Annotated in this window: 20 protein-coding genes and 1 tRNA gene; 12 read left to right on the forward strand and 9 right to left on the reverse strand. The window is 64.4% G+C overall.

Annotation, left to right across the window (positions count from 1 at the left end; genetic code table 11):
* Positions 1 to 26 precede the first annotated feature (26 nt).
* The 5 genes from rseP to lpxA all read left to right on the forward strand — a co-directional run bounded on the left by rseP (position 27) and on the right by lpxA (position 6,898).
* Positions 27 to 1,439, forward strand: a complete 1,413-nt coding sequence (rseP, locus tag ACTIFK_RS09770; protein ID WP_439542880.1) for an RIP metalloprotease RseP — start codon at positions 27 to 29, stop codon at positions 1,437 to 1,439.
* 258 nt (positions 1,440 to 1,697) lie between these two features.
* Entirely contained in the window at positions 1,698 to 4,094 is a 2,397-nt protein-coding gene (gene bamA / locus ACTIFK_RS09775; RefSeq protein WP_439542881.1) for an outer membrane protein assembly factor BamA, read from the forward strand.
* 381 nt (positions 4,095 to 4,475) lie between these two features.
* Positions 4,476 to 5,534, forward strand: a complete 1,059-nt coding sequence (gene lpxD / locus ACTIFK_RS09780; protein ID WP_439542882.1) for a UDP-3-O-(3-hydroxymyristoyl)glucosamine N-acyltransferase — start codon at positions 4,476 to 4,478, stop codon at positions 5,532 to 5,534.
* A 64-nt stretch (positions 5,535 to 5,598) separates the two neighbouring features.
* Positions 5,599 to 6,099 carry a 3-hydroxyacyl-ACP dehydratase FabZ gene (gene fabZ / locus ACTIFK_RS09785; protein ID WP_439542883.1) on the forward strand — a complete coding sequence of 167 codons (501 nt, stop codon included), beginning with the start codon at positions 5,599 to 5,601 and terminating at the stop codon, positions 6,097 to 6,099.
* On the forward strand, positions 6,092 to 6,898 hold the full coding sequence (lpxA, locus tag ACTIFK_RS09790) for an acyl-ACP--UDP-N-acetylglucosamine O-acyltransferase (protein WP_439542884.1): 807 nt from the start codon (positions 6,092 to 6,094) through the stop codon (positions 6,896 to 6,898). Before fabZ ends, lpxA begins: the two co-directional genes overlap by 8 nt.
* A 92-nt stretch (positions 6,899 to 6,990) precedes the next feature.
* On the opposite strand, the gene ACTIFK_RS09795 is transcribed toward lpxA, so the two are convergent.
* Positions 6,991 to 7,509: a pilus assembly protein N-terminal domain-containing protein gene (locus ACTIFK_RS09795; RefSeq protein ID WP_439542885.1), complete on the reverse strand. Its 519-nt coding sequence runs from the start codon at positions 7,507 to 7,509 to the stop codon at positions 6,991 to 6,993.
* Between the two features lie 144 nt (positions 7,510 to 7,653).
* On the opposite strand from ACTIFK_RS09795, the gene ACTIFK_RS09800 reads away from it, so the two are divergent.
* Both ACTIFK_RS09800 and ACTIFK_RS09805 read left to right on the forward strand, forming a co-directional pair.
* Positions 7,654 to 7,887, forward strand: coding sequence for a hypothetical protein (locus ACTIFK_RS09800; RefSeq protein ID WP_439542886.1), 234 nt, complete (start codon positions 7,654 to 7,656; stop codon positions 7,885 to 7,887).
* A gap of 88 nt (positions 7,888 to 7,975) precedes the next feature.
* Entirely contained in the window at positions 7,976 to 8,497 is a 522-nt protein-coding gene (locus ACTIFK_RS09805; RefSeq protein ID WP_439542887.1) for an MgtC/SapB family protein, read from the forward strand.
* On the opposite strand, the gene ACTIFK_RS09810 is transcribed toward ACTIFK_RS09805, so the two are convergent.
* The 8 genes from ACTIFK_RS09810 to ACTIFK_RS09845 all read right to left on the reverse strand — a co-directional run bounded on the left by ACTIFK_RS09810 (position 8,460) and on the right by ACTIFK_RS09845 (position 16,158).
* Positions 8,460 to 9,248 carry an ATP12 family chaperone protein gene (locus tag ACTIFK_RS09810; RefSeq protein WP_439542888.1) on the reverse strand — a complete coding sequence of 263 codons (789 nt, stop codon included), beginning with the start codon at positions 9,246 to 9,248 and terminating at the stop codon, positions 8,460 to 8,462. The two genes, ACTIFK_RS09805 and ACTIFK_RS09810, sit on opposite strands and share 38 nt — an antisense overlap.
* Positions 9,249 to 9,263: 15 nt before the next feature.
* Positions 9,264 to 9,941 (reverse strand): HAD-IA family hydrolase, encoded by a 678-nt coding sequence (locus ACTIFK_RS09815; RefSeq protein ID WP_439542889.1) that lies wholly within the window; start codon positions 9,939 to 9,941, stop codon positions 9,264 to 9,266.
* A gap of 12 nt (positions 9,942 to 9,953) precedes the next feature.
* Positions 9,954 to 10,967 carry an RluA family pseudouridine synthase gene (locus tag ACTIFK_RS09820; RefSeq protein ID WP_439542890.1) on the reverse strand — a complete coding sequence of 338 codons (1,014 nt, stop codon included), beginning with the start codon at positions 10,965 to 10,967 and terminating at the stop codon, positions 9,954 to 9,956.
* A gap of 141 nt (positions 10,968 to 11,108) precedes the next feature.
* Positions 11,109 to 11,345, reverse strand: a complete 237-nt coding sequence (locus ACTIFK_RS09825; protein WP_439542891.1) for a hypothetical protein — start codon at positions 11,343 to 11,345, stop codon at positions 11,109 to 11,111.
* A gap of 61 nt (positions 11,346 to 11,406) precedes the next feature.
* A complete protein-coding gene (locus ACTIFK_RS09830) occupies positions 11,407 to 11,952 on the reverse strand; it encodes a type VI secretion system amidase effector protein Tae4 (protein ID WP_439542892.1) in 546 nt (181 codons plus the stop codon).
* A gap of 167 nt (positions 11,953 to 12,119) precedes the next feature.
* The gene (locus ACTIFK_RS09835; RefSeq protein ID WP_439542893.1) at positions 12,120 to 13,433 is read right to left on the reverse strand and encodes a replication-associated recombination protein A; all 1,314 of its coding nucleotides are present in this window, start codon (positions 13,431 to 13,433) and stop codon (positions 12,120 to 12,122) included.
* A gap of 94 nt (positions 13,434 to 13,527) precedes the next feature.
* Complete coding sequence (locus ACTIFK_RS09840; RefSeq protein ID WP_439542894.1) at positions 13,528 to 14,979, reverse strand: Do family serine endopeptidase; 1,452 nt, start codon at positions 14,977 to 14,979, stop codon at positions 13,528 to 13,530.
* Positions 14,980 to 15,123: 144 nt separating this feature from the next.
* Entirely contained in the window at positions 15,124 to 16,158 is a 1,035-nt protein-coding gene (locus tag ACTIFK_RS09845) for a septal ring lytic transglycosylase RlpA family protein (protein WP_439542895.1), read from the reverse strand.
* Between the two features lie 322 nt (positions 16,159 to 16,480).
* Here ACTIFK_RS09845 and ACTIFK_RS09850 point away from each other — a divergent pair.
* The 5 genes from ACTIFK_RS09850 to ACTIFK_RS09870 all read left to right on the forward strand — a co-directional run bounded on the left by ACTIFK_RS09850 (position 16,481) and on the right by ACTIFK_RS09870 (position 22,591).
* Positions 16,481 to 16,570, forward strand: a tRNA-Ser gene (locus tag ACTIFK_RS09850).
* A gap of 141 nt (positions 16,571 to 16,711) precedes the next feature.
* The gene (locus ACTIFK_RS09855; protein ID WP_439542896.1) at positions 16,712 to 16,912 is read left to right on the forward strand and encodes a hypothetical protein; all 201 of its coding nucleotides are present in this window, start codon (positions 16,712 to 16,714) and stop codon (positions 16,910 to 16,912) included.
* A 200-nt stretch (positions 16,913 to 17,112) separates the two neighbouring features.
* Complete coding sequence (gene dinB, locus ACTIFK_RS09860; protein ID WP_439543074.1) at positions 17,113 to 18,201, forward strand: DNA polymerase IV; 1,089 nt, start codon at positions 17,113 to 17,115, stop codon at positions 18,199 to 18,201.
* Between the two features lie 446 nt (positions 18,202 to 18,647).
* Positions 18,648 to 21,218, forward strand: a complete 2,571-nt coding sequence (gene mprF, locus ACTIFK_RS09865; protein WP_439542897.1) for a bifunctional lysylphosphatidylglycerol flippase/synthetase MprF — start codon at positions 18,648 to 18,650, stop codon at positions 21,216 to 21,218.
* On the forward strand, positions 21,215 to 22,591 hold the full coding sequence (locus ACTIFK_RS09870) for an AcvB/VirJ family lysyl-phosphatidylglycerol hydrolase (RefSeq protein WP_439542898.1): 1,377 nt from the start codon (positions 21,215 to 21,217) through the stop codon (positions 22,589 to 22,591). The genes mprF and ACTIFK_RS09870 overlap by 4 nt, the downstream gene beginning before the upstream one ends.
* Positions 22,592 to 22,685: the final 94 nt, after the last annotated feature.

A 22,685-nucleotide genomic window follows, 5' to 3' on the forward strand; every position in this document is an offset into this window, starting at 1 on the left:
TCTCAAGCTGACAGGATTTTTGCAGCATGATCGAAGGGTTAGTGAGTCAGGCCTTTTCCTGGACTCTGTCCGGCTTGGCGTTCCTGTTCGTGCTCAGCGTGGTCGTGTTCTTCCACGAACTCGGGCATTTCCTGGTGGCGCGCTGGTGCGGCGTGACCGTAACGACCTTCTCGATCGGATTCGGGCGCGAACTCTGGGGCCGGTACGACCGGCACGGCACCCGCTGGCGGATCGCCGCCATCCCGCTCGGCGGGTACGTGAAGTTTCTCGACGACACCAACGCCGCGAGCCAGCCGCCTGCCGATGAGCCGCTTCCGGCCGAGGTGCAGGCGGGTGCCTTCCACACCAAGCCGGTGTGGCAGCGCGCGCTCGTCGTCGCCGCCGGTCCAATTGCGAATTTCATCGTTGCTGCATTGCTTTACACGGGCGTCAACGCCGTCTACGGCGTCTCCAAGGTGTCGCCCCAGATCGATGAAGTCGTGGCTGGAATGCCCGCGGCCGTTGCCGGCCTGAAGGCGGGCGACACCATCACGAACATCGACGGGCAAGGCATCGAGACGTTCGACGACGTCATTCGCCTCGTGACCGCGAGCAGCGGCCGCACCCTCAACATCACCGTCAACCGCGACGGCAAGTCCGAGGTGATCCCGGTCACGCCCGCCATGCGCGACCACAACGACGATCTGGGCGTCACGGTCCGGCTGGGCGACATCGGCATCCGGCGCACCATTCCGGCGCGGGTCGGGGCCGTCATCGCCGGTTCGCCCGCCGAAAAGGCCGGGTTTCAACCTCTGGATGTCATCACTGCCATTGACGGCACGCCGGTGCGCTCCTTCGAGGACGTGATCCGCCTCGTCGGGCCGGCGGCCGGAAAAAGCCTTTCCGTGGCCGTGGAACGCGCCGGCGTGACCCAGACCATCGCCGTCGTGCCCGAGGGCACCTCGGTGACCGAAGAGAACGGCGCGACGGTTTCGAAAGGCCGCATCGGTATCGCTCCGGCGCGCCCGGAACCGGTCGGCGTTTCGCTCGCCGAATCCCTCAGGTTGGGCGTCCGCGAAACCTATTCGAACATGGTTCAGACCGTCACCGGAATTGGCGACATCATCTGGGGGCGCCAATCTGCCGACCAGGTTGGCGGGCCAATCCTGATGGCCGAGGTGACGGCGCGGGTCGTCGAAATGGGCTGGGAGCCGCTGCTGCGCTGGACCGCGCTCATTTCGGCCAACATCGGGCTCTTGAATTTGCTGCCGATTCCGGTGCTCGACGGCGGACATTTGGTGTTTTACGCGATCGAAGCCATCCGGCGGCGGCCGCTCAGCCGTCGGGTTCAGGAAATCGGCTTCCAGATTGGCATCGCCCTGGTGCTCATGCTGGTGGTTTTCGTCAACCTGAACGACCTCATGCGCCTGGGCAGAAGGTGGCTATTTGGTGGCGGCTAGAATCCTTGTCCGGTGACGTAAACTTGCCACTTCCCAGTGCCTTACCCAGACGTTAAGAATGGGTTCAAGTGACCGAAGATGGGACGCGATTCGAGGCAGGGGGCTTCGAATAGGTGTCTCTTGCGCTCCGCGAGCCCTTCAAACGGCCCGGGTCGACCATCATCCGCCACGAAGAAACGACGGCTCGGAACCAACTATGCCGACAGGTTCCGTGATCCGAGGGGGATCGGCGCAAGAGAAGGCGAGGCAGATCCGCACATGGTGCAGTTACGGATCATGTCGTTTGGGGGACTACGTCTAGCGCTTTTGCTGGCGATCGCTATCCCAACAGGTCTCGCCGCGCAGTTCGCGGCCGTTTCCAACACTGCGTACGCGCAGGCTGTCGTTCGCGACATCCGCGTTGAAGGCAACCGGCGTGTCGAGCCGGAAACCGTGCGCTCCTATCTCCAATTCTCGGTCGGTCAGGGCTACGACGCCGGCAAGGTGGACAAGTCGCTCCAGGCGCTGTTCGCGACCGGCCTGTTCGCCGACGTTTCGATCGACCAGGAAGGCGACACCGTCGTCGTCTACGTGATCGAAAACCCGGTCATCAACCAGGTCGCTTTCGAGGGCAACAGCGAAGTCGATACCGACACGCTCAAGGCCGAAGTCCAGCTCAAGCCGCGCTCGGTCTATACACGCGCTCGCGTCCAGGGCGACGTGCAGCGTATTCTCGACGTCTACCGCCGCCAGGGCCGCTTCGCCGCGACCGTCGAGCCGAAGATCATCGAGCTCGAGCAGAGCCGCGTGAACCTCGTGTTCGAAATCAACGAAGGCGGCTCGACCAAGGTTCAGGGCATCAACTTCGTCGGCAACCACGCGTTCTCCGACGCGCAGCTGCGCGACATCATTTCCACGACGCAGACCGGCTGGTTCGACTTCCTCAAGGGCACCAGCGTCTACGATCCGGATCGCATGAGCCTCGATCGCGAGCTGCTGCGCCAGTACTACCTCAAGAACGGTTACGCCGACGTGCGCGTGACGGCGGCCAACGCCGAGCTCGACCGCCAGGGCACCGGCTTCTACATGAACTTCGCGATCGACGAAGGCGAACGCTACAATTTCGGCAACGTCACGATCGAAAGCTCGCTGCCGGGCGCAGACGCGCAGACCATGATCGGCGAGGTTCTCACCCACCAGGGCGATATCTACAACGGCGCCGACATCGACAAGACCGTCGAGAAACTGACGCTTCTCACGGCTGAGCAGGGCTTCGCGTTCGCTCGCGTCCGCCCGCGCGCCATGCCGGATCCCGCATCGCGCACGATCTCGATGGCTTACCTCATCGACGAAGGCCCGCGGATCTACATCGAACGCATCAACGTCAGCGGCAACCTGCGCACGAAGAACTACGTGATCTTCCGCGAATTCCGTCTTGCCGAGGGCGACGCTTACAACCCGATGCTCGTGGACCGCGCCAAGAAGCGTCTGTCGGGTCTCGGCTTCTTCAAGTCGGTTGAGATCAAGCGCCGTCCCGGCTCGACGCCGGATCGCGTGATCCTCGACGTCGAACTCGTCGAACAGTCGACCGGCGAACTCTCGTTCGGCGCCGGCTACTCGACGGCGGAAGGCGTGATCGGCGACGTCAGCATCAGCGAGCGCAACCTGCTCGGCAACGGCCAGTTCCTGCGCCTCAAGCTCGCCGGTTCTCTCGAGCGCATGCAGGTCGACCTGTCGTTCACCGAACCGCGCTTCCTCGACCGCAATCTCTCGGCCGGCTTCGACCTCTTCCACAAGGAAGTCGATCAGGTCCGCGAGGCTGGCTACGAGTCGGCGCGTACGGGCGGCACGCTGCGCCTGGGCTTCCCGCTTTCGGAAAGCCTCTGGATGCAAACCGGCTACACGCTGGACTACAGCTCGCTCAAAGTTCCGGCTCGTTGCGACAATCCTAACGGCGATTGCGATGGAAATGGCACTCGCGACATCAACGCGCTCGTGATCGAAGAACTTAGGCTCCGCGGCGATGCGGCCCTGACGTCTTCGTTCGGCACCTCGCTCACCTACGACAAGCGCAACCATCCGAAGGATCCGTCCAGCGGCTACTGGCTGCAGCTGGCGACCGACATGGCTGGCCTTGGCGGCGACGTGCAGTACGCTCGCGTCAATGCGGAAGGCCGCTTCTACTTCCCGGTCACCGAGAAAATCACCTTCGTCGGCCGCGCAACGGGCGGTCATATCGAAGGCTTCGGCGGCGACGACGTTCGCCTCACCGACCTCTACTATCGCGGCGGTGAAACGGTTCGCGGCTTCGACCGCGCAGGCTTCGGTCCGCGCGACGCGGTCACCGGCGACGCCGTCGGCGGCCGGACGTACTGGGCCACGACCGCGGAAGTTCGCTTCCCGCTGCCGTTCGTTCCCGATGACCTCGGCCTGACGGGCGCGGTGTTCGCGGATGCCGGCTCGCTCTTCAACGCAAATGAGCTGGCCAAGAAACTCAATGGCCAGCCAAACGGCATTATTCTTGAAGACGATGCCACGATCCGCTCGTCGGTCGGTGTCAGCATCATGTGGTCATCGCCGGTCGGCCCGATCCGCATGGACTTCGCCAAGGCGCTCAGCAAAGAGAAATACGACGAAGAGCAGTTCTTCCGCTTCGGCGCGTCGTCCAAGTTCTAAAAGTTCAAGGTCTCATTTGGCAGGGGCGGCGCAAAGCGCTGCCCCTTTCTTTTTGACTCCGCCCCATCCTGGTTGTATTCGCCTCGCTCCGGCAGCTCCGTCATCGGTTAACCTCGTTCGGACGGCGGCTATGCCCCCTTCTTCCCTCTCTCAGGGGCGAGTTGACGCTTCGGCGGGTCTGCGGCTGGACCCGAGCCGTTTCAGGTATTAAGACGGGTCCCGCGAGGCGATTGCGCGTCGCAGTCGTTCCAGGCTCGCCGCCGCAAGCGCCCCCAGGATGTCTTGCAGGCTCCCCTTGGAACCACTCCCGTTTCGCTGTTTGTCGTGATTCCGATCCGAATTCCGGTTTCCCGGAAGCACTCCATCCTTGAGGTCACTCACATGAACCATCCCGGTTTCTTCGACGTCGCCGGGCCGTTCACCGTCGCGGAGGTGGCCGCCGCCACGCAGTCGGAGATCGCGGGAGACCCTGCGCTGCACGGACGCAAGCTCGAAGGCGTGCAGCCGCTCGCTGAAGCGCTGGCGCACCACGTCACCTTCCTCGACAACAAGAAGTATCTGCCTCAGCTCGGCTCGACCGCGGCGGGGGCGTGCCTCGTCAATCCGAAATTCGCGGATCGCGTGCCGGCGGGTACGGTCGCCCTGGTCAACAAGAACCCCTATCGCGCATTCGCCCAGAGCCTGGCGCTGTTCTACCCCGGCGCGATGCACAGCAAGACCGCGACCGCTGGCAGCGAACACCGCATCGATCCCTCGGCCATGATCGAAGAGGGCGCACTGATCGAGCCCGGTGCGATCATTGGCGCGGAGGCGCGCATCGGGCGGGGTACGCGGATCGCGGCCGGCGCCGTCATCGGATACCGGGTCGCTATCGGCCGGGACAGTTACGTCGGACCGAACGCCAGCGTCATGCACGCGCTGATCGGTGACCGCGTTATCATCCACGCCGGGGCGCGCATCGGCCAGGACGGCTTCGGCTTCGCCATGAGCGCCGAGGGGCACCTCAAGGTGCCGCAGGTCGGCCGCGTCATCCTGCAGGACGACGTCGACATCGGCGCAAACACGACGATCGACCGCGGGGCGCTGAAGGACACGATCATCGGCGAAGGCTCCAAAATTGATAATCTGGTCCAGATCGGGCACAACGTCTTGATGGGACGCCACTGCGTCATCGTCGGGCAGGTCGGCATTGCCGGATCAGCCGAACTCGGCGATTTCGTCGTCATGGGCGGACATTCCGGTTTGATCGGGCACATCAAGATCGGGGCCGGCGCACAGATTGCGGGCGGCGCTCACCCCAAGGACGACGTGCCAGCCGGGGCGATCATGGCCGGAACTCCGGCGCGCCCATTCAAGCAATGGGCGCGCGAAGTTGCCGCCATCACGCGGTTGACCAAGCGCGGCTCCAGCGGTGGCGATACCGACGCGGACAAGGGCTGAAAAGTTATTGAGTATTGCTCGAGCCCGAGACCAATTCGGGCGGGCCAAATGGAGTGTGAAGGGGATGAACGACAAGACGAAGGCGCCATCGACGACGGCGGACATTTCAAAGATTTTGAAGCTGCTGCCGCACCGCTACCCCTTCCTGCTGCTCGACCGCATCTACGACATCAACGGCGACTCGACGTGCGTCGGCGTGAAGAACGTGACCATCAACGAGCCGTTCTTCCAGGGGCACTTCCCGCAGTTTCCGGTGATGCCGGGCGTGCTGATCATCGAGGGCCTGGCCCAGACCGCGGGCGCGCTGTGCGTGCACAGCCTCGGCGAGGACTACAAGACCGAGCTCGTCTATTTCATGGGGATCGACAAGGCGAAGTTCCGGAAGCCCGTGCTTCCCGGCGACCAGCTGCATTACCATGTCCGCAAGATTCGCAATCGCGGCCGGGTGTGGCGGTTCTTCGGCGAAGCGAAGGTCGACGGACATACCGTTGCCGAAGCCGAGATCAGCGCCATGCTGGCCGACACCTCCGAGGCGCGGGCGTTCGCTGCGAGCAAGAATGGCTGAGACGAAAATTCATTCGAGCGCGATCGTCGAAGACGGCGCGAAGCTGGCTGACGGCGTCGTCGTGGGGCCGTTCTGCATCGTCGGCGCCGATGTGACGCTCGGCGAGGGCGTCAATCTCGCGAGCCATGTGGTCGTGACGGGCCGTACGACGGTGGGCGCGCGGACACGCATCTTCCCGTTCGCGTCGATCGGACATCAGCCGCAGGATCTCAAGTACAAGGGCGAGCCTTCGACGCTCGACATCGGTTCGGACTGCTTGATCCGCGAGGGTGTGACCCTCAACCCCGGGACCGAGGGCGGCGGCATGAAGACGACGATCGGGAACGGATGCGCGTTTCTCGCCAACTCGCACGTGGGCCATGATTGCCACGTCGGCAACAACGTCATCTTCTCGAACAACGTGATGCTCGCTGGGCATTGCGACGTGGGCGATTTCGCCATTATCGGGGGCGGGGCTGCCGTGATCCAGTTCGCGCGCGTGGGCGCGCATTCTTTTCTCGGGGGCATGAGCGGCCTCGAGCAGGATCTCATTCCCTACGGCATGGCGCTCGGCAACCGCGCCTATCTCTCGGGGCTCAACATTGTCGGCTTGCAGCGGCGCGGGTTCTCACGCAACGAGATCCACGACTTGCGTCGCGCCTACCGGTTTCTCTTCGCCGCCGAGGGCACATTGCTCGAACGCGTCGCGGACGTGGCCGAGGAATTCAAGGACCATACGATCGTGATGGAGATCATCGCCTTCATCCGGGCCGGCGGGAAGCGCTCCATGTGCACGCCGAAGAACGGCGGAGAGGCGTAGGGTCCTCGTGCGAAGATCCCCTCTCGCGAGGGATCTTTCGCCCGGTCTGGGCGTCTCGCCAAGCGCTTGCTTTGGGCCGCAAGGGTTGAGCGCTACTGGCCTTCGGAGCCGTTGCCTGAGCCGCCGCCGTTTTCGGAGAACTTGGTCTTGGTCGCGGCGTGCTTCGAGATGAGGTCGAAGTAGGCCGTGTCGTCGCCGATGGTGAGCGTCGGCGAGCAGGTCGGGGTGCAGCTGTAGGACTGCCGCAGGCCGCCCTTCGTAAGGTTCACGGTGCGCACCTCATCGCGCTGCACGACGATGCGCTGGTCCTGGATGATGTTGCGTTCGGCGTCGAGGGCGATGATGTTCGTCACGCCGAAGGTCTTGCCCGTGACGACCAGAAGGTTGCCGCCCTGGATGGCGACGTCGGCAATCGAGGGATTGCCGATGATCACGCTCGAGACAGCGCGCGGCAGGCGCAGCAGCTGGGACTGATCGTAGGCGACGACGAGATCGGCGGACTTCGCCGTGCCGGCGGCTAGGCAGGCCATCAGGGCGATCGTTACGGCCGTCAGCACAGTGCGCGCGAACCCGGCCTCGGCGCGGAACGGAACGGCATCGGTCGGCGCCATCGGGCACTCCTGTTGCTGATGATCCCTCCATTTGGCCTTTAACCCGTAAATGAAGCGCTAACGGTTGCGCCGGATTTGCGCGCTCACGGAACTTTGCGCCTGCCCGATCGTTTCGTCCGATCACAGCCATGTTTAGGAGCAGCCGTGCCGCGCCCTGTCCTCATTCTCGCTCTCGCTATTGCCGTGCTGATCGGGGCCGCCCTGGTGTTCGGCAATCATCCCGGCACTTCAACGGTTTCGACTGACACACCGGTTTCGACCGACACGGGGACTCGCGTCGACGCACCTGGCACGCGGGTGGAAACGAGCGACGAGGGCACCCGCGTGCAGGCGCCCGGCGTCGACATCACCGTGCCGAAAAAGCCGGACGGCGAATGATCGCAATATTGTTCCTATTGCTGAAGAACGAAATCATTTAGACTTGAACTCCTAGATGCCTTTCCGATCCTGCTGGAGGGCTTGCGGCTTGGCTTCTCTCGAACTCTCTTTTCCACCCGGTTTTCTGGCGTCGCTGGAGATCGGCTTCCGGCTCGTGCTGGCCATTGCGCTCGCAGGCTTGCTCGGGTGGGACCGCGAAGAAAAGGACCGGCCCGCGGGGCTGCGGACCTACATGCTCGTCGCGCTCGCATCCGCGCTGTTCACGATCATCACCTTCGAAATCTACGAGACGATCGTCACCGCGAACCCCGGCGGTAATTCGGACCCGATCCGCATCATCGAAGCGGTGACGGCGGGCGTCGCGTTTCTGGCTGCCGGCACCATCATCCAAGGGCGCACGAGCGTGCGGGGGCTGACGACGGGAGCCGGTATGTGGATGGCGGGCGCGCTCGGCGTCGCCATCGGAGCGGGGCACTATCTGCTGGCGATTTTCGCTGCGGTGCTCGCGTTCTGCATCTTGAGGTTCGTCAATTTCGCCGGGCAGAACGAAAAGGCGTCGGCAAGCACGCTCCTCATCGAGGAGAATGAAGAAGATCAACGCAGCGGCTAGCGGCGGCGAATTCGGCGCGCTTGAACGCCGTTGCCGCTGCGGCTTCCGCGTCGTGGCCCCAAAGCTCGCGTTGCCATGTTTCGTCCACCGTCGCGGCGTGCCAGACCTGATCGAGCGTGAGGTGGCCGCGCGTGTGGGCAAGGGCCAGCACGGCTGAGCCGCCGATGGTCGTCATCACATGCAGCGCGGCGAGAGCAATCGCGTCGACGCCGTCGAGGGCGCGGCGGACGGCGTCGAGCGCCTCATCCGGCTGGTCGATCGGCATTACGCCCTGGCGCAGCCTGAAATCGGCGCCAAGCTCCTCTTTTGCCCAAGCGAGGATCGGATCCCACGTTTCCCTCTGCCGGCGCGCGAGGCCGTCCGGTGTCGCGGCGCGATAGCAGAGCAGATCGCTGCTGGCAAAGGCCACGATATCGGCGGCGACCTCATCCCAGCGCTCAGCCACGGCGTCGATGGCCGTGTTGACGAGCTTGGTCAGCGGCATGGTGGCGGGATCGATGCGTTCGCCCTGCGCCTCCCATTCGGCCGCGATGGCGCGCGCGAGCGGCTCGGAGGCCACGGCGAGCGGTTGCTTGGCCGGCGTGCGGATCGCGCGTCCGTCGAGGTGCACTTCGAACAGGTCCTGCCGCGGCGCGACGGAAACACTTTTGTAGAAGCGCTTCGGGAGCGGGCGCACTTCGTCCCGGCCCAGGCGCTTGGCGGGTGGCGCGGGCGCGTTATCGTTGTCGTGGTCACCGTTATCGTTGGTCATGACGTCAGCCGTAACTCAGGAGGAGATCGGGGGAAGGAAGCGCGCGAGGGCCGCGTTGAGCTCGCGATGGTTGGCGGCCACGATTTTCGCGCCGGCCGCGCGCAGTTCTTGCGGCGGGTGATAGCCCCAGCCGACTCCCACCGGCAGCACGCCGGCGCTGAGGGCCATTTCGATATCGAAACTCGTATCGCCGATCATGACCGTGTCGCCCGGGGCAACCGAGGTCTCGTCCATGGCGGTCAGGATCATCGCCGGATGCGGCTTCGACGGATTGGTGTCCGCCGTCTGCAGCGTCGCGAAATGGCGGGACAGGCCTTCGCGCTCCAATACGGCATCCAAGCCGCGGCGCGACTTGCCGGTGGCAATGCCGAGCAGCACGTCACCGCGCGCGGCCAGACCTTCCACCGTCTCGCGCATGCCTTCGTACAGCGGTTCGGCGTGATCCTTTAGCAATCGGCGGGCGCGGAACGCCTCCTTGTACGCTTCCGTCATGCGGTCGACGCGATCGAGGTCGCTGCCGGCCGGCATCAGGCGCGCGACCGCGATCTCCAGCGACAGGCCGACGACACCGAGGATGCTGGCGCGCACGGGGGCTGCGAGGCCTTCCACACCGAAGGCCTCAACCATGGACGCGACGATACCGTGCTGGCTATCGACCAGCGTGCCGTCGCAATCGAAAATGACGAGCTTCACGACGCCCTGCCCTCAGCCGTCATCGCTGTCGAAGCGGCGCGGATCGAAGCCCAGCAGATCCCAGGTCGCCAGCATGTGCTCGGGTAACGGCGCGGACACATCGATCTTAGCCTTGCCCGCGGGATGGGGAATGATCAGGCGGCGCGCATGGAGATGAAGCTTCGCTTCGATGTTCTCAATCACAGGCTCCGTCTCGCCGCCGTTGTATTTCCCGTCGCCGACGATGGGGTGGCCGATCATCTCCATGTGTGCGCGGAGCTGATGCTGGCGGCCGGTGACCGGTTTCAGCGACACCCACGACACTTTGTGCGCGGCGCGGTCGATGACCGAATAGTGCGTGGTGGCGTGCATGGCTTCCTTCTGCTCGCCGGGACGCGCCTTGCGGATGCGGTCGCCATCCGGACCGGAAGCCTTGACGAGCGCCGCCTCGACCTTGCCCTGCGGCGGCTTGGGCACGCCTTTGATCAGCGCCCAATAGGTCTTGGCCGCCGAGCGCGTCTGAAAGGTACGGCCGAGCTTGGCGGCGGCCTGGCGGTGCTTGGCGACCAGCAGAATGCCGGTGGTGTCGCGGTCGAGACGATGGACGAGACGCGGGCGGTCGCCGAAGCGGTCGACCATGCCGGCCAGCATACCGTCGATGTGACGGCGCGTGCCCGTGCCGCCCTGGACGGCGATGCCGAACGGCTTGTTGAGAACGAGCACGTCGTCGTCCTCGAACAGGATCATGCTTTCGATCAGCGCGCGATCGGCCTCGGGAGTACCCTTGACCTCGGCTTTGGCGCCGGCGGCACTCTCTTTCGGCGTGCGCGCGGCTTTCGGCACGCGGACCTTGGCGCCGGTTTCCAGGCGCGCGTTCGCCTCGACGCGGCGCGCGTCCACCCTCACCTGCCCGGACCGAAGAAGCTTCTGCAGATAGCCGTGCGTGATTTCCGGAAAGTGGACACGGAACCAGCGATCGAGGCGCATGCCCGCTTCGCGTTCCGAAACCTCGATCGTTTCAACGCGCTCGCTGACGCGGTCATTCATGGTGTTGCACAGTTTTGAAATACCAAATTTAGGCCCGGCGCCTCATTGAGGGCGGGAGAGATTGAGGAAGCGTCGCGAGCGCCGCGCGGCGCGCTGAACACGCCCCGAGCGAAGGCAACGGCGCCGATGTGATCCTGACTATCAGCTCGGACGCGAGCCGCCGCGCAATGGGCCTCCGATGATCCAGCCGATGGTCCAGCCGACGATGAGCCCCGCCAGATTGACGACCATGAACGCAAGCTGGTTCATGTTCTCGGCTTCGTCGGAGCTTTCGTACTTGAGCTGCAGGGCGGCCCAGTCGGCCACTGGGCCGCTCAGGAAATGCATCGCGAGCGCAGCGCCGACGATCGCGAAAATGATGGCAACGAGATAGCGCATGAGACCTCCGGCGGCATAGTTCAGCGTCGTTCTACGACATTCTTGCGCGCGTGCCCCCGCGCTATTTGACTTCCCAGAACCAGATTTCACCGGCGCCGGCATAGTTCGAGTAGTAACCAAGCCAGGAAAACCACTCCATCAGCCACTTGGCGGACGAACGGTAGCCGTTCCAGACGTCGATGTGGTCGCCGGTCGGGCGGTCGCCGTCGGTCGAGCGGCGCCAGTAGTCCTGGATGTAGATGATGCCGGTGCGGCCGTAGATCTTCGGATAGAAGTTGGCCGCGTCGGCGCCCACGAATTTTTCGGTCGGGCCGATGCCGTCGATCTTGGCGCGCGCGATGCCGTTGGCGAGTTGGCTCGCGTTGATGAAGTGCATCTCGTCGCGCGGATGGACCGAGCAATGCGAGATGCCCGAGAGTTGCGACGGCTGGACGCCCGCACGCCGTAGCGCGACCCCCATGCGGATGGCGCATTGGTTCGAGAAGACCGGAAAGCCGAGCAGGACGGTCTTGCCTTCGAGATTGGTCAGATTTCGAGGCGCGATGCAGGGCGTCGCGACGCTCTCATTAATGGGGTGCCCGCGCCAAAGATCGTTGAATTCAATCATGAAACGCTTCCCTACTTGGTCCCGCCCGCTTGGACGCCATGCCCCGTCATATCCCCGTCCGGGCCCCCGCGCGCGCCCGGACTATATGACGCCGGACGGGGGCTTGGCCAGTGCGGGAAGGAGCCGGAATCGGTCGGGAAACAGTCCGTCCGGAGGGCGGGCAGCCGCTAGTCGGAGCGCTTTTTGCGCAGGCCGTCCCAATAGGCCAAGCGTTTACCAAGCTCGCGCTCGAAGCCCCGTTCGGGCGGATCGTAGAACTTGGGACGCTGCGTAAACTCATCGGGGAAGTAGTTCTGGCCCGAGAAGGCGTCCGGCTGATCGTGGTCGTAGAGGTAGCCGTCGCCGTAGCCCTCATCCTCCATCAGCTTGGTCGGCGCATTGAGGATGACTTTGGGCGGGCTTAGCGAGCCATGCTCCTTCGCCGCGCGCATTGCCGCCTTGTATGCGACGTAGTTCGCGTTCGATTTGGGTGCGGTCGCCAAATAGATGACTGCCTCGGCCAGTGCGAGTTCGCCTTCAGGGCTGCCCAGAAAATCGAATGCGTCCTTGGCTGCGTTGCAGACGACGAGTGCCTGCGGGTCGGCGAGGCCGATGTCCTCGACGGCCATGCGCACGAGACGCCTCGCCAGGAAGAGACGGTCTTCCCCTCCGTCGAGCATGCGGCAAAAATAGTAGAGCGCTGCATCGGGGTCGGAGCCGCGCACTGACTTGTGGAGCGCCGAGATCAGGTTGTAGTGCCCTTCACGGCTCTTGTCGTAGAGCGGCGCGCGGCGTTGAACGAGTTTGACGAGGGCCGCACGGTCGAGCGGCTTGGCCCCGGCCTTGACCGTGGACAGCACTTCGTCGGCGAGATTGATGACGGCGCGGCCATCGCCGTCGGCCATCGAGATCAAGGCGTCGCGCGCGTCGGAGTCGAGCGGCAACGGCCTCCCCTCCTCCGCCTCGGCGCGCTTGGCGAGATCCTCGAGCGCATCGTCGTCGAGGCGGTTGAGCGTCAAGACGGACGCGCGCGAAAGCACGGCGGCGTTGATCTCGAAGGACGGGTTCTCGGTCGTCGCGCCGACAAGCGTGATGGTGCCGTCTTCCATGTAGGGCAGGAAGCTATCCTGCTGGGTGCGGTTGAAGCGATGGATCTCGTCGATGAACAGCAGCGTGCCGCGCCCCTGCTCGCGCCGGGCCTTGGCGCGGTCGAAGGCCTTGCGCAGTTCCGCAACGCCCGAGAAAATGGCCGACAGCTGTTCGAACTCGAGCTTGGTCTCGTGCGCCAACAGGCGCGCGATGGTGGTCTTGCCGCAGCCTGGCGGTCCCCAGAGGATGAGGCTCGGCAGGCGGCCACTGGCGAGAAAGCGCGTCAGCGTGCCCTCAGGGCCGACGAGGTGAGGCTGGCCCGCGACCTCGCTCAGCTTTTGCGGGCGCAGCCGGTCCGCCAGCGGGCGCGGCGCGCCCTTTTCCAGTCCGGCCGCTTCGAAGAGATTGCTCATGGGGCGATGTTAGTGTGTTTCCGCTGCAAATTGAAAGTGGCGGCCGACTGTTGCGCGTTGCGCGGCCGGCGCGTTGTCGGCCGCATACGACCAGCTAGCCCGGCACCTGCAGATTGAAGACCTTATCGCCACGCTTGACGGCGACGAGCCACATGCGCTGGCGGGTTCCCAACCGGGTTTCCAGGTCGGCGACCGTCGTCACCGGCTGGCCACCGATCTGGGCAATGATGTCGCCGGGTTGAAAGCCGAGACGCGCGGCGGTCGAGGAGCGGCGTACGGACAAGACGACCACGCCGTCCATGGCATCGAGGCCCATTTCGTCCACCAGCCCCGGCAGAATGTTCGACACGCGCGCGCCATCGAGGGGGTGCTGTCCGGCGAGATTGCGGACGTCGTCCTTGCCGGGCTTAGGCGCCGTGACGAGCGTCATCTCGACGGTCTCCGGTCGCCCCTTGCGGAGCACATCGAGCTTCACGGTATTGCCGATGCCGCGCGTGGTGAGACGGTATTGGGCGCCGCGTGCGTCGGCCACCTCGAACCCGTCGACGTGCAGCAGCACATCACCCGCGTGCAGTCCGGCCAGCGCCGCGGGGCCGCCCTCCGTTACGCGCGCGACGACGGCGCCCGCGACGCGATCGAGGCCGAGCCCTTCGGCCATTTCGCGCGTGACCGTCTCAAGCCGCGCGCCGAGCCATGGGCGTTCGACGGTGCGCCCTTCGGCGGCCCCTTCGACGTAGAGGCGGACGAGATTGGAGGGAATCGCGAAGCCGATGCCCTGCGAGCCGCCGGACTGGGAGAAGATCATGGTGTTGATACCGACCAGCTTGCCGGACATATCCACCAGCGCGCCGCCGGAGTTGCCGGGATTGATGGCGGCGTCGGTCTGGATGAAGACCTGCATGTCGGATGTGCCGACCTCGCTGCGGGCGAGCGCCGACACGATGCCGCTCGTCACCGTCTGGCCGACGCCGAACGGATTGCCGATGGCGAGCACCATGTCGCCCACTTCCAGGCTGTCCGAGTCCTCAAGCTCGAGCGTCGGGAAGCGCTGGCCGTTGTGCTCGATCTTCAGGATGGCGATGTCGGTCTTGTCGTCCTGGCTCACCACCTTGGCGTCGAACTCGCGCTTGTCGGAGAGCGCGATGCGGATTTCGGTTTCGCCGCGGCCGCGAATGACGTGCGTGTTGGTCACGACAACGCCGTCGGGGCTGACGATGACGCCGGAGCCGAGCGAACTCTGGATGCGCTCGGAAGGCTGCCCGAAGGCGTCGCCAAAGAACTGACGGAAGAAGGGATCGTTGGCAAATGGCGACGAGAACGTCTGCACGCGGCGCTGGACGTAGACGTTGACGACGGCGGGGGCGGCGCGGCGCACGATGGGGGAGAAAGAGTATTGCGCGACTTCGCGGGAGGGCGGGACCTCGCGCGCGATGGGCCCTTCTTCGGCCCGCTGGGCGGTAGCCGGCTTATCGAACGCCGCGACAGCCAGCACGCTGAGCACGCAAGCGCCCGCGATGGCCGCCAAATCCTTGATTGACCGAAACATCGTGCGACCCCTGCTCTCGAACGCTCGCCCGAGGATATAGGGCAGCGGGCGCTCGGGCGGAAGGCGTCACGGAGGCACCGGGCGGCCGTGCCGGAACGGCCGGGGGCCGGGGTGCTTGGGGCTTCGGGGCCTTGGCCCCGCCGGCTAGCGGCCGTTCAGCGCCGCACGATATTCGTGGGGTGTCCAGACGCGCCCAGCGTCGGGTCCGGCATCGGCATAACTTTGGCCATAGCCCTGACCGTCGTTCTGTCGGGCGACCGGCTGAGGCCGCTGGCCCACGTCGGGAAGCGGAGTGCGCGTGTAGCCGGCCGTCTGCTCATCGCGCGCGGGGTAACGCTCCGGCGTGGACGCGGCGTAGCGGTCGGAGGTTGGGAAACGCTCCGGGGCCGGTGCCGCCGAAGCATAGCCGTAACCCGCCGGAGCCTGGTTCTGCGTGACAGGATTGGGAGCTTGCCGGTAGGCCGCCCACTCCCGGGCCGACTGGGCGCGTTCAACGGCCGCGATATCGGTGCCGCCGCCATTCCATGGCCGACTGGCCAGGAACTGACGTTCGTGATGGTCGCTGCCATCCAGCGGGGCGCGGCCGGCGTAGCGCACGCGGACCTTTCCGGTGCCGCCCGACCGCAAGCCCAGCGCATCGGCGGACTTACGCGACAAGTCGATGACGCGGTCGCCGACATAGGGGCCGCGATCGTTGATCCGGACGAGGACGGTGCGGTTGTTGCTCAGGTTCGTGACATACGCGTAGCTCGGCAACGGCAGCGTGGGATGCGCGGCCGTGAGGGCGTTCATGTCGAAAACTTCGCCGTTGGCCGTGTGGCGGCCGTGGAAATCGCTGCCGTACCAGGACGCGATGCCGACGCGATCGTAATCGGGCTGCTCACGCGGGTTGTACCAGCGTCCGCCGACCTGGTAGGGGTCGCCGACCTTGTAGCGCCCGCCGCCTCTCGGAATGTGATCGCCGTCCGCGGCCACGCGCCGGCTGGCGGTGACGCCCCATTTGGATTCCGGAAACATCGGCTCCGCGTTGCCCGACGATCCCGGATTCAAAGGCGAAAAGGCGCTGGATACGACGCTTTGGGTGCTCGAGCATCCCCCCAGCAGGGCCGCCGCTGCGGCAACCATCAGGGCCAGCGCCGGAGCCCTGGACGCGCCCTTGGGCGCGGTCCGAAACGTCAAGGAATTCGGGTGCCTGGACGCACTTGCGCCGTGGCTTACTGTACGCGACATCAACGCCATCCCACTGGCCCTTTTGACGGGCCTTCCTGCCTAGACGCCCCGGTGGCCGCTGTTTCGCGGCCTTTGCCGAAGCCCTGCGACAATGACAGAGAGCGATTGCGATCCCGTTAAGCGGGTTTCGCGCCAAGCTCTTAGGGTGTCAGAAACCCAGCCGTGGGTGTGCGGAACCGACGGCTTGAGGGGCGGGCGCGGACTGTGTAGGGTCCGCGCCGTTGCAAGCCCCTTCTTTGACGAAAAGGCTCTGAGGGGCGCGGCATGTTCCGGAGGGATGGTCGAGTGGTTTAAGGCACCGGTCTTGAAAACCGGCGTGGGTGCAAGCTCACCGTGGGTTCGAATCCCACTCCCTCCGCCATAATTTAAATGATTTTATTTCTGCTAGCCCGACGCGACAACAATCTACCTACAACGTTGAAACCGGCGAGTTGGCGATCGAAGTTGGCGTTGGCAATGAAACGCAATCGCTCACAAGGCTGATAATCGCAGCGAAAAGGAAATGCCGAAGCACGTCACGACCGCCCCGTACAACAGTGAGTTCATTCACGCGGGGCCAGGGAGCCATATAACAGGCCTTATCGATCGGACGTTCATGGTCACCGTAAAAAAAGAAGTGAAGTCTTACGAAATCAGCTCTGAAACATTGGGCAAGCTGATTGCCGTCTTCGATGACGTCGCCGCGAAGTTCACGCAAAACTAGAGCAGCGCGAGCTGTCCGCCGGTCTGCGTTGGCAAGGGTGTCTTTCTGGCTCTACGCTTTTACACGCATTGCGCACGTCCACGGACTTATTCACCAGCGCCGACCGAGGTGGCGAATTTCTCGACTTCCGCCGGTTCGGCCTCACGTGTTGCACGCCTCGGCAGCAACCTTCACGTCGTGCCCATGATAACGTGGCGGCGATGAGCCAAGTCATCGGTCGAAAAATCATTCACATCGACATGGATGCGTTCTACGCGTCGGTCGAGCAGCGAGACGATCCGTCTCTTCGTGGCCGTCCGGTTGCGGTGGGTCATGCGGAAAGACGCGGAGTTGTGGTCGCGGCCAGCTATGAAGCCCGCGAATTCGGCGTGCGTTCCGCGATGCCGTCGACGACGGCGCTTTGGCAATGCGCAGAGCTGGTCTTCGTGGCTCCCCGCTTCGAAACCTATCGCGCAGTTTCCGATCAAATCCGGCGCATCTTCGCGGACTACACGCCGCTGGTCGAACCGCTATCCCTCGACGAGGCCTATCTTGATGTCACGGACAACCTGCGTGGCATTCCGACGGCCTCGGCCACCGCCAAAGATATCCGCGCAAAAATCCTGGCAGAGACCGGCCTCACGGCGTCTGCGGGAATTTCCTACAACAAGTTCCTGGCGAAACTCGCCTCGGATCATCGCAAGCCCAATGGACAATTTGTCATCACGCCAGAGATGGGGCCCGGCTTCATCGAGACATTGCCGGTCGCCAAATTTCATGGAGTTGGCCCAGTCACGGCCGCCAAGATGACGTCGCTCGGCATCCACACCGGTGCCGACCTTCGAGATCGGCCGCTCGCTTTCCTGCAACAGCACTTCGGCAGATCCGCCGCTTGGTACCACGCGATCGCCCGGGGCGAGGACGATCGGCTGGTCACGCCGGATCGACCTCGGAAGTCATCCGGCTCGGAGACCACATTCGCCCGAGATCTCACCGCGCCAGCCGACATCGAGGCCGGGGTCAGGGCCATGGCGGACGACGTTTGGGCTTGGTGCGAAAAGCATCAGGTGTTCGGACAAACGGTAACGGTCAAAATAAAATACGCCGACTTCCGGCACGTGACCCGCAGCAAGACCTTGCCGTCACCGGTCGCGACATGCGCGCAACTCCACGAAACCAGCGTCTCATTGGTCCAGTCCGTCTATCCCGTGACACTGGGGATTCGCTTGGTGGGGGTCAGCGTCTCGAAGTTCGCTACAGGGTCGGTTCCGGAGCAGCTTGAACTCGGTTTGCCGCGCGCGAGGGGCTGAGCCTCTCGCCGCGCGGGGATCGAAGACATTCGCCGTTAGGCGGCCTTCTTGTTGAGCTTCTGCACCGCCATGGCTAGACGGGGCGGAAATCCGCGTGGGCTTGTCTAGGCTGGAGGGCGGGGATGTCAGCTAGTCCATTAAAAGCGGACATTGGCGCATCCGACACGCAATGGGCCATTACAAGGCAACGGAGGAAGAAAATTTGTCGACAGTTTAGAGCATAGACCGGACGTGGAGCAGCAGATCCAAGCATCACGATCCGGTCGACTGGGCGAGAGGCACAGGTTCCGGGATTGAGCGATTCGGCACCGGACATATTTTCGGGGTGAGGATCATCCCGGTCCGGGCTACTCTCGCCGGCAATGACAACCAAATCGATGCGATCCTTGAGGGCGGCAGACAACACCGGCGGCACCGCCGACGTCCAATCCGGACTGGAGCACGCGATGCTTCAGAGTTTCATCGCCAGCACGCGGTTCCGGGCCCTGCTGGTGGTGACCCTGTTCGCCATCGTAACCTTCGGGCTCTACCATGAACTCGAGGTCACTTCCTGGGGCGAGGTGCGGACGGCTTTCGCAACGACCAGCCTCGCTCAGATTGGGATCGCGGCGCTGGCAACGGTCCTCTCCTACATTGCGCTCGTCGGCTACGACGTGCTTGCCCTGCGTCACCTCGGTGCGCCGGGAATTCCTTTCCGAACCGTTGCCCTTACGTCGTTCGTGAGCCAAGCTTTCACGTTCAATTTCGGATTCGGCATCCTGACCGGCGGTGCCGTCCGCATGCGCCTCTACGGGTCGACCGGGCTCAAGCCGGACCAGATCCTCGCGACGAGCGTCCTCGTCACGATGGCGGTCTGGCTCGGGATCGCCGTCGTCTCGGGTGTCGCCCTGATCGCCGCCCCCGACGTTGCGGTGACGGTCCTGTCGATTCCCCCGGACGTGGCGCGCGCGGTCGGCGCCGCCCTCCTCGGTCTCGTGATATGGGCGGGCTGGTACTCTGCAGAAAAATCGCCGCGGCTGCCCGGCCTCGATCTTCGGGGCCCGAGCGCAAGCGTAACGAGCCTCGCCATTCTTGTCGGTGCGGTTGATATCGTGGCATCGGGATTTGCGCTGTGGGCGCTGCTCCCGGCTGACGTGGCGCTGAGCTTTCCGGCCTTTCTCGTCATTTTCGTCGCGGCGATCTCGCTCGGCGTGATCAGTCACGTGCCCGGCGGCCTCGGAGTATTCGAAGGCGTCATCCTACTCGCGGTGCCGGCAACGAGCCACGGCGCGCTCCTGGCATCGCTTCTGCTTTTCCGCTGCATCTACTACCTCCTCCCCATGCTAATCGCCGCCGGCACGCTGGCCGTGATCGAGCTTGGCGAACGGCGAGTCGCGCTGGCGAAGCACGCGTCGACGCTCGGATCTTCACTCGGTGGCGCCATCCCGCCAGTTTCGGCCATCCTCGTCTTCCTCGGCGGCTTCATCCTGATGGTGTCCGGCGCGCTGCCGGCCGAGCACGACCGCATTGCCATCCTCCGCCATACCGTCCCGCTGCCGTTTGTGGAGGCGTCGCACTTCATCGCCAGCGTCATCGGCACGCTGCTCATCATCATCGCCTACGGGCTGGCGCGCCGGCTCGAAGCCGCGTGGCAGGCGGCGGTGGCGCTATTGGTGCTCGGCGCGGCGTTCTCGTTGCTCAAGGGCATCGACTACGAGGAGGCGATCGTCTGCTGCACGATCGCGGCTCTCTTGATAGCCGGCCGCAGGTGGTTCTACCGAAAGGGCGGCGTGCTTTCGGGCTCGTTGCAGGCCGGCGAGATCCTGACCATCGGAATTGCCTCTATCACCTCGATCTGGATCGGCCTCATTGCATTTCGGGACGTGGCCTACGAGGGCTCGCTGTGGTGGGACTTTGCGTACCACGGCGACGCGCCGCGCTTCCTGCGCGCCACGCTCGGCGTCGCGGTAACCGCACTGTTGACGATCGTGTACCGCCTGATGACCCGGACGGCGCCGATGAGCCCGACCGTTCCCCTCGAAGAGCTCGAGGCGGCTGCCGCCGTCGTCGCTGCGTCGGAACGCGTCGAATCCAACCTCGCGCTGATTGGCGACAAGCGGTTCCTGTTCAATGAAGACAAGACCGGCTTCGTCATGTTCGGGACGCAAGGGTCGAGTTGGATTGCGATGGGGGATCCCGTCGTTGTGGGCGAGGGCGACGCGGCAGCGCTCGTCTGGCAATACAAGGAGCTGGTCGATCGCCATGCGGGGGTTCCGGTCTTCTACCAGGTATCAAGTCCACAACTGCCGCTCTATCTCGACGCCGGCTTCTCGATGGTGAAACTTGGCGAGGAAGCCTGGGTGGATCTTGAGGGCTTCACGCTTGAAGGCGCGGAAAAGCGCAAGCTGAGGCAGGCCTTCACCAAGGCGCAGCGAACGGGGGCCACATTCGAGATTGTGGCGGCGAGTGTTGTCGCGAACCTCCTACCGGACCTCAGGCGCGTTTCGGATGCGTGGCTCGCGGATCGGGGAAAGAAGGAGAAGGGTTTCTCCCTCGGATACTGGACTGACGACTACATGACGAAGAACGACGTGGCCATCATCCGCGTCGACGGGCGCATCATTGCGTTCGCCAACATCTGGCGCAGCGCCAACTGCCACGAGATGTCTATCGACCTCATGCGCGTACGGCACGACGCGCCGAATGGCATGATGGACTTCCTGTTCACTGCCCTCATGGAGCGCGCCAAGTCCGAGGGCTACCGATGGTTCAACCTCGGCATGGCGCCGCTCTCCGGGTTGCCGCGGCACCGGCTGGCTCCGCTTTGGAGCCGCGCTGCGACGTGGTTCTCGCGACACGGCGACCGATTCTACAAATTCGAGGGGTTGCGGTCGTTCAAGAGCAAATTCCATCCCCAATGGCGGCCAAAATACCTCGCCTATCCGGGCGGACGGCTGCTGCCGCAGATCCTGGTCGACGTCTCGACCCTCATCGCCAACGCGCCTACGCGTGCGCGAACACTGGAGGCTGGCAGATGAGGCGGCGGTTTTCGATTGCGATGTTGTCGGTCGCGGTCGCGGTGTCGGCGTCGCCCGTGCATGCCGAGACGCGTACCATCTCCGTTGCGCAGGAGACTCTCGGGCCCGTCAAGGTGCTCGCACCTGCGAGCGAACCCAGCCGGTTCGTGGTCTTTATCTCCGACAAGGACGGCCTGACATCCGAGCGCCTGGCCGAGGCGGAGACGCTTGCGGCGCAAGGCGCCGCCGTTGCCCTCATCGATCTTCCCTCGCTTGAGGCGACGCTTGCCAAGAGAAGTGACGACACGTGTCACTACACGTTCGGCGACTTCGAGGAACTGTCCCGGATTGCCCAACGACAGCTTGGCATGTCGGATTGGCAATGGCCGATCCTTCTGGGCATCGGAGACGGCGGTACGCTCGCCTATCTGGCCCTCGCGCAGGCTCCCGCCAACACTGCCGGAGGCGCCGTGAGCCTCGGCTTTACGCCAAGCTTTCCGACCAGCCGGCCGCTCTGCCCCGGCGCCGCGAAGGCGTCCGCGACAAAGGGAGTGGTTACCTACGAGCCGAAAGACGATTTGCCGGGTCCGTGGACGTTGATTTTGAAATCGCCTCCGTCCGATGCGATCAAGGCGTTCGCGGACAAGCCTCAGCAAGCGATGATCCAGGTACTGCCGGAGAGCGGCGCAGCGCAGTTCGATGCGGCCGCAAGGTCGATCTTCACGATGAAGCCGCCGGTCTCGGAAGCGCTGAGCGACCTGCCCCTGACGGAGCTGCCTGCCAACGGCCCGGCGACGATGCTACTCATCCTGCTTTCCGGTGACGGCGGATGGCGCGACATCGACAAGCAGATCGGAGAATATCTCGCCGATCACGGCGTAGCAGTCGTCGGCGTCGACTCGCTGCGCTATTTCTGGACCCGCAAGGAGCCGATCCAGATCGCGGCCGACTTCGAGCGCATCTCCGATCACTACCTCGACAAGTGGAAGCTCAAGTCGCTGGTTCTCGCGGGCTACTCGTTCGGTGCTGACATCATGCCGATGGCGTGGCCCCAGCTAGAACCCAACACGCAGGCGCAAACCAGCCTCATCGCTCTCCTTGGAATTTCGCCGACGTTCGATCTCCAGGTCTCGGTCTCGGGATGGCTTGGAATGTCGTCATCTCGCGATATCGATGTGCGCCCCTATCTCCCGGGCCTGCCGAAATCCAAGGTGCTGTGTTTTTACGGCGTCGAAGAGAAGGAGGATAACAGCACCGCCTGCGTGCTGCCGGAGCTCGACGGAGTGACACGGATTGAGCGGCCCGGCGGTCATCACTTCGACGGCAACTATCAAATCATTGCCGACGAGATCCTGAAACGGCTCAGGGGCACAGCCGAGCCGCAGCCCGACTAACCCGTCATTAGCGCACGCGCGGCGTCGGTCGCCTTGGCCGCGGCCATCGCGCGACGGAGGGCTCGATCCGGCAGTCGCGGGCGTCGGCTCGGCG

This window comes from Hyphomicrobium sp. (genome assembly GCF_051860585.1).
Lineage (GTDB): Bacteria > Pseudomonadota > Alphaproteobacteria > Rhizobiales > Hyphomicrobiaceae > Hyphomicrobium_C.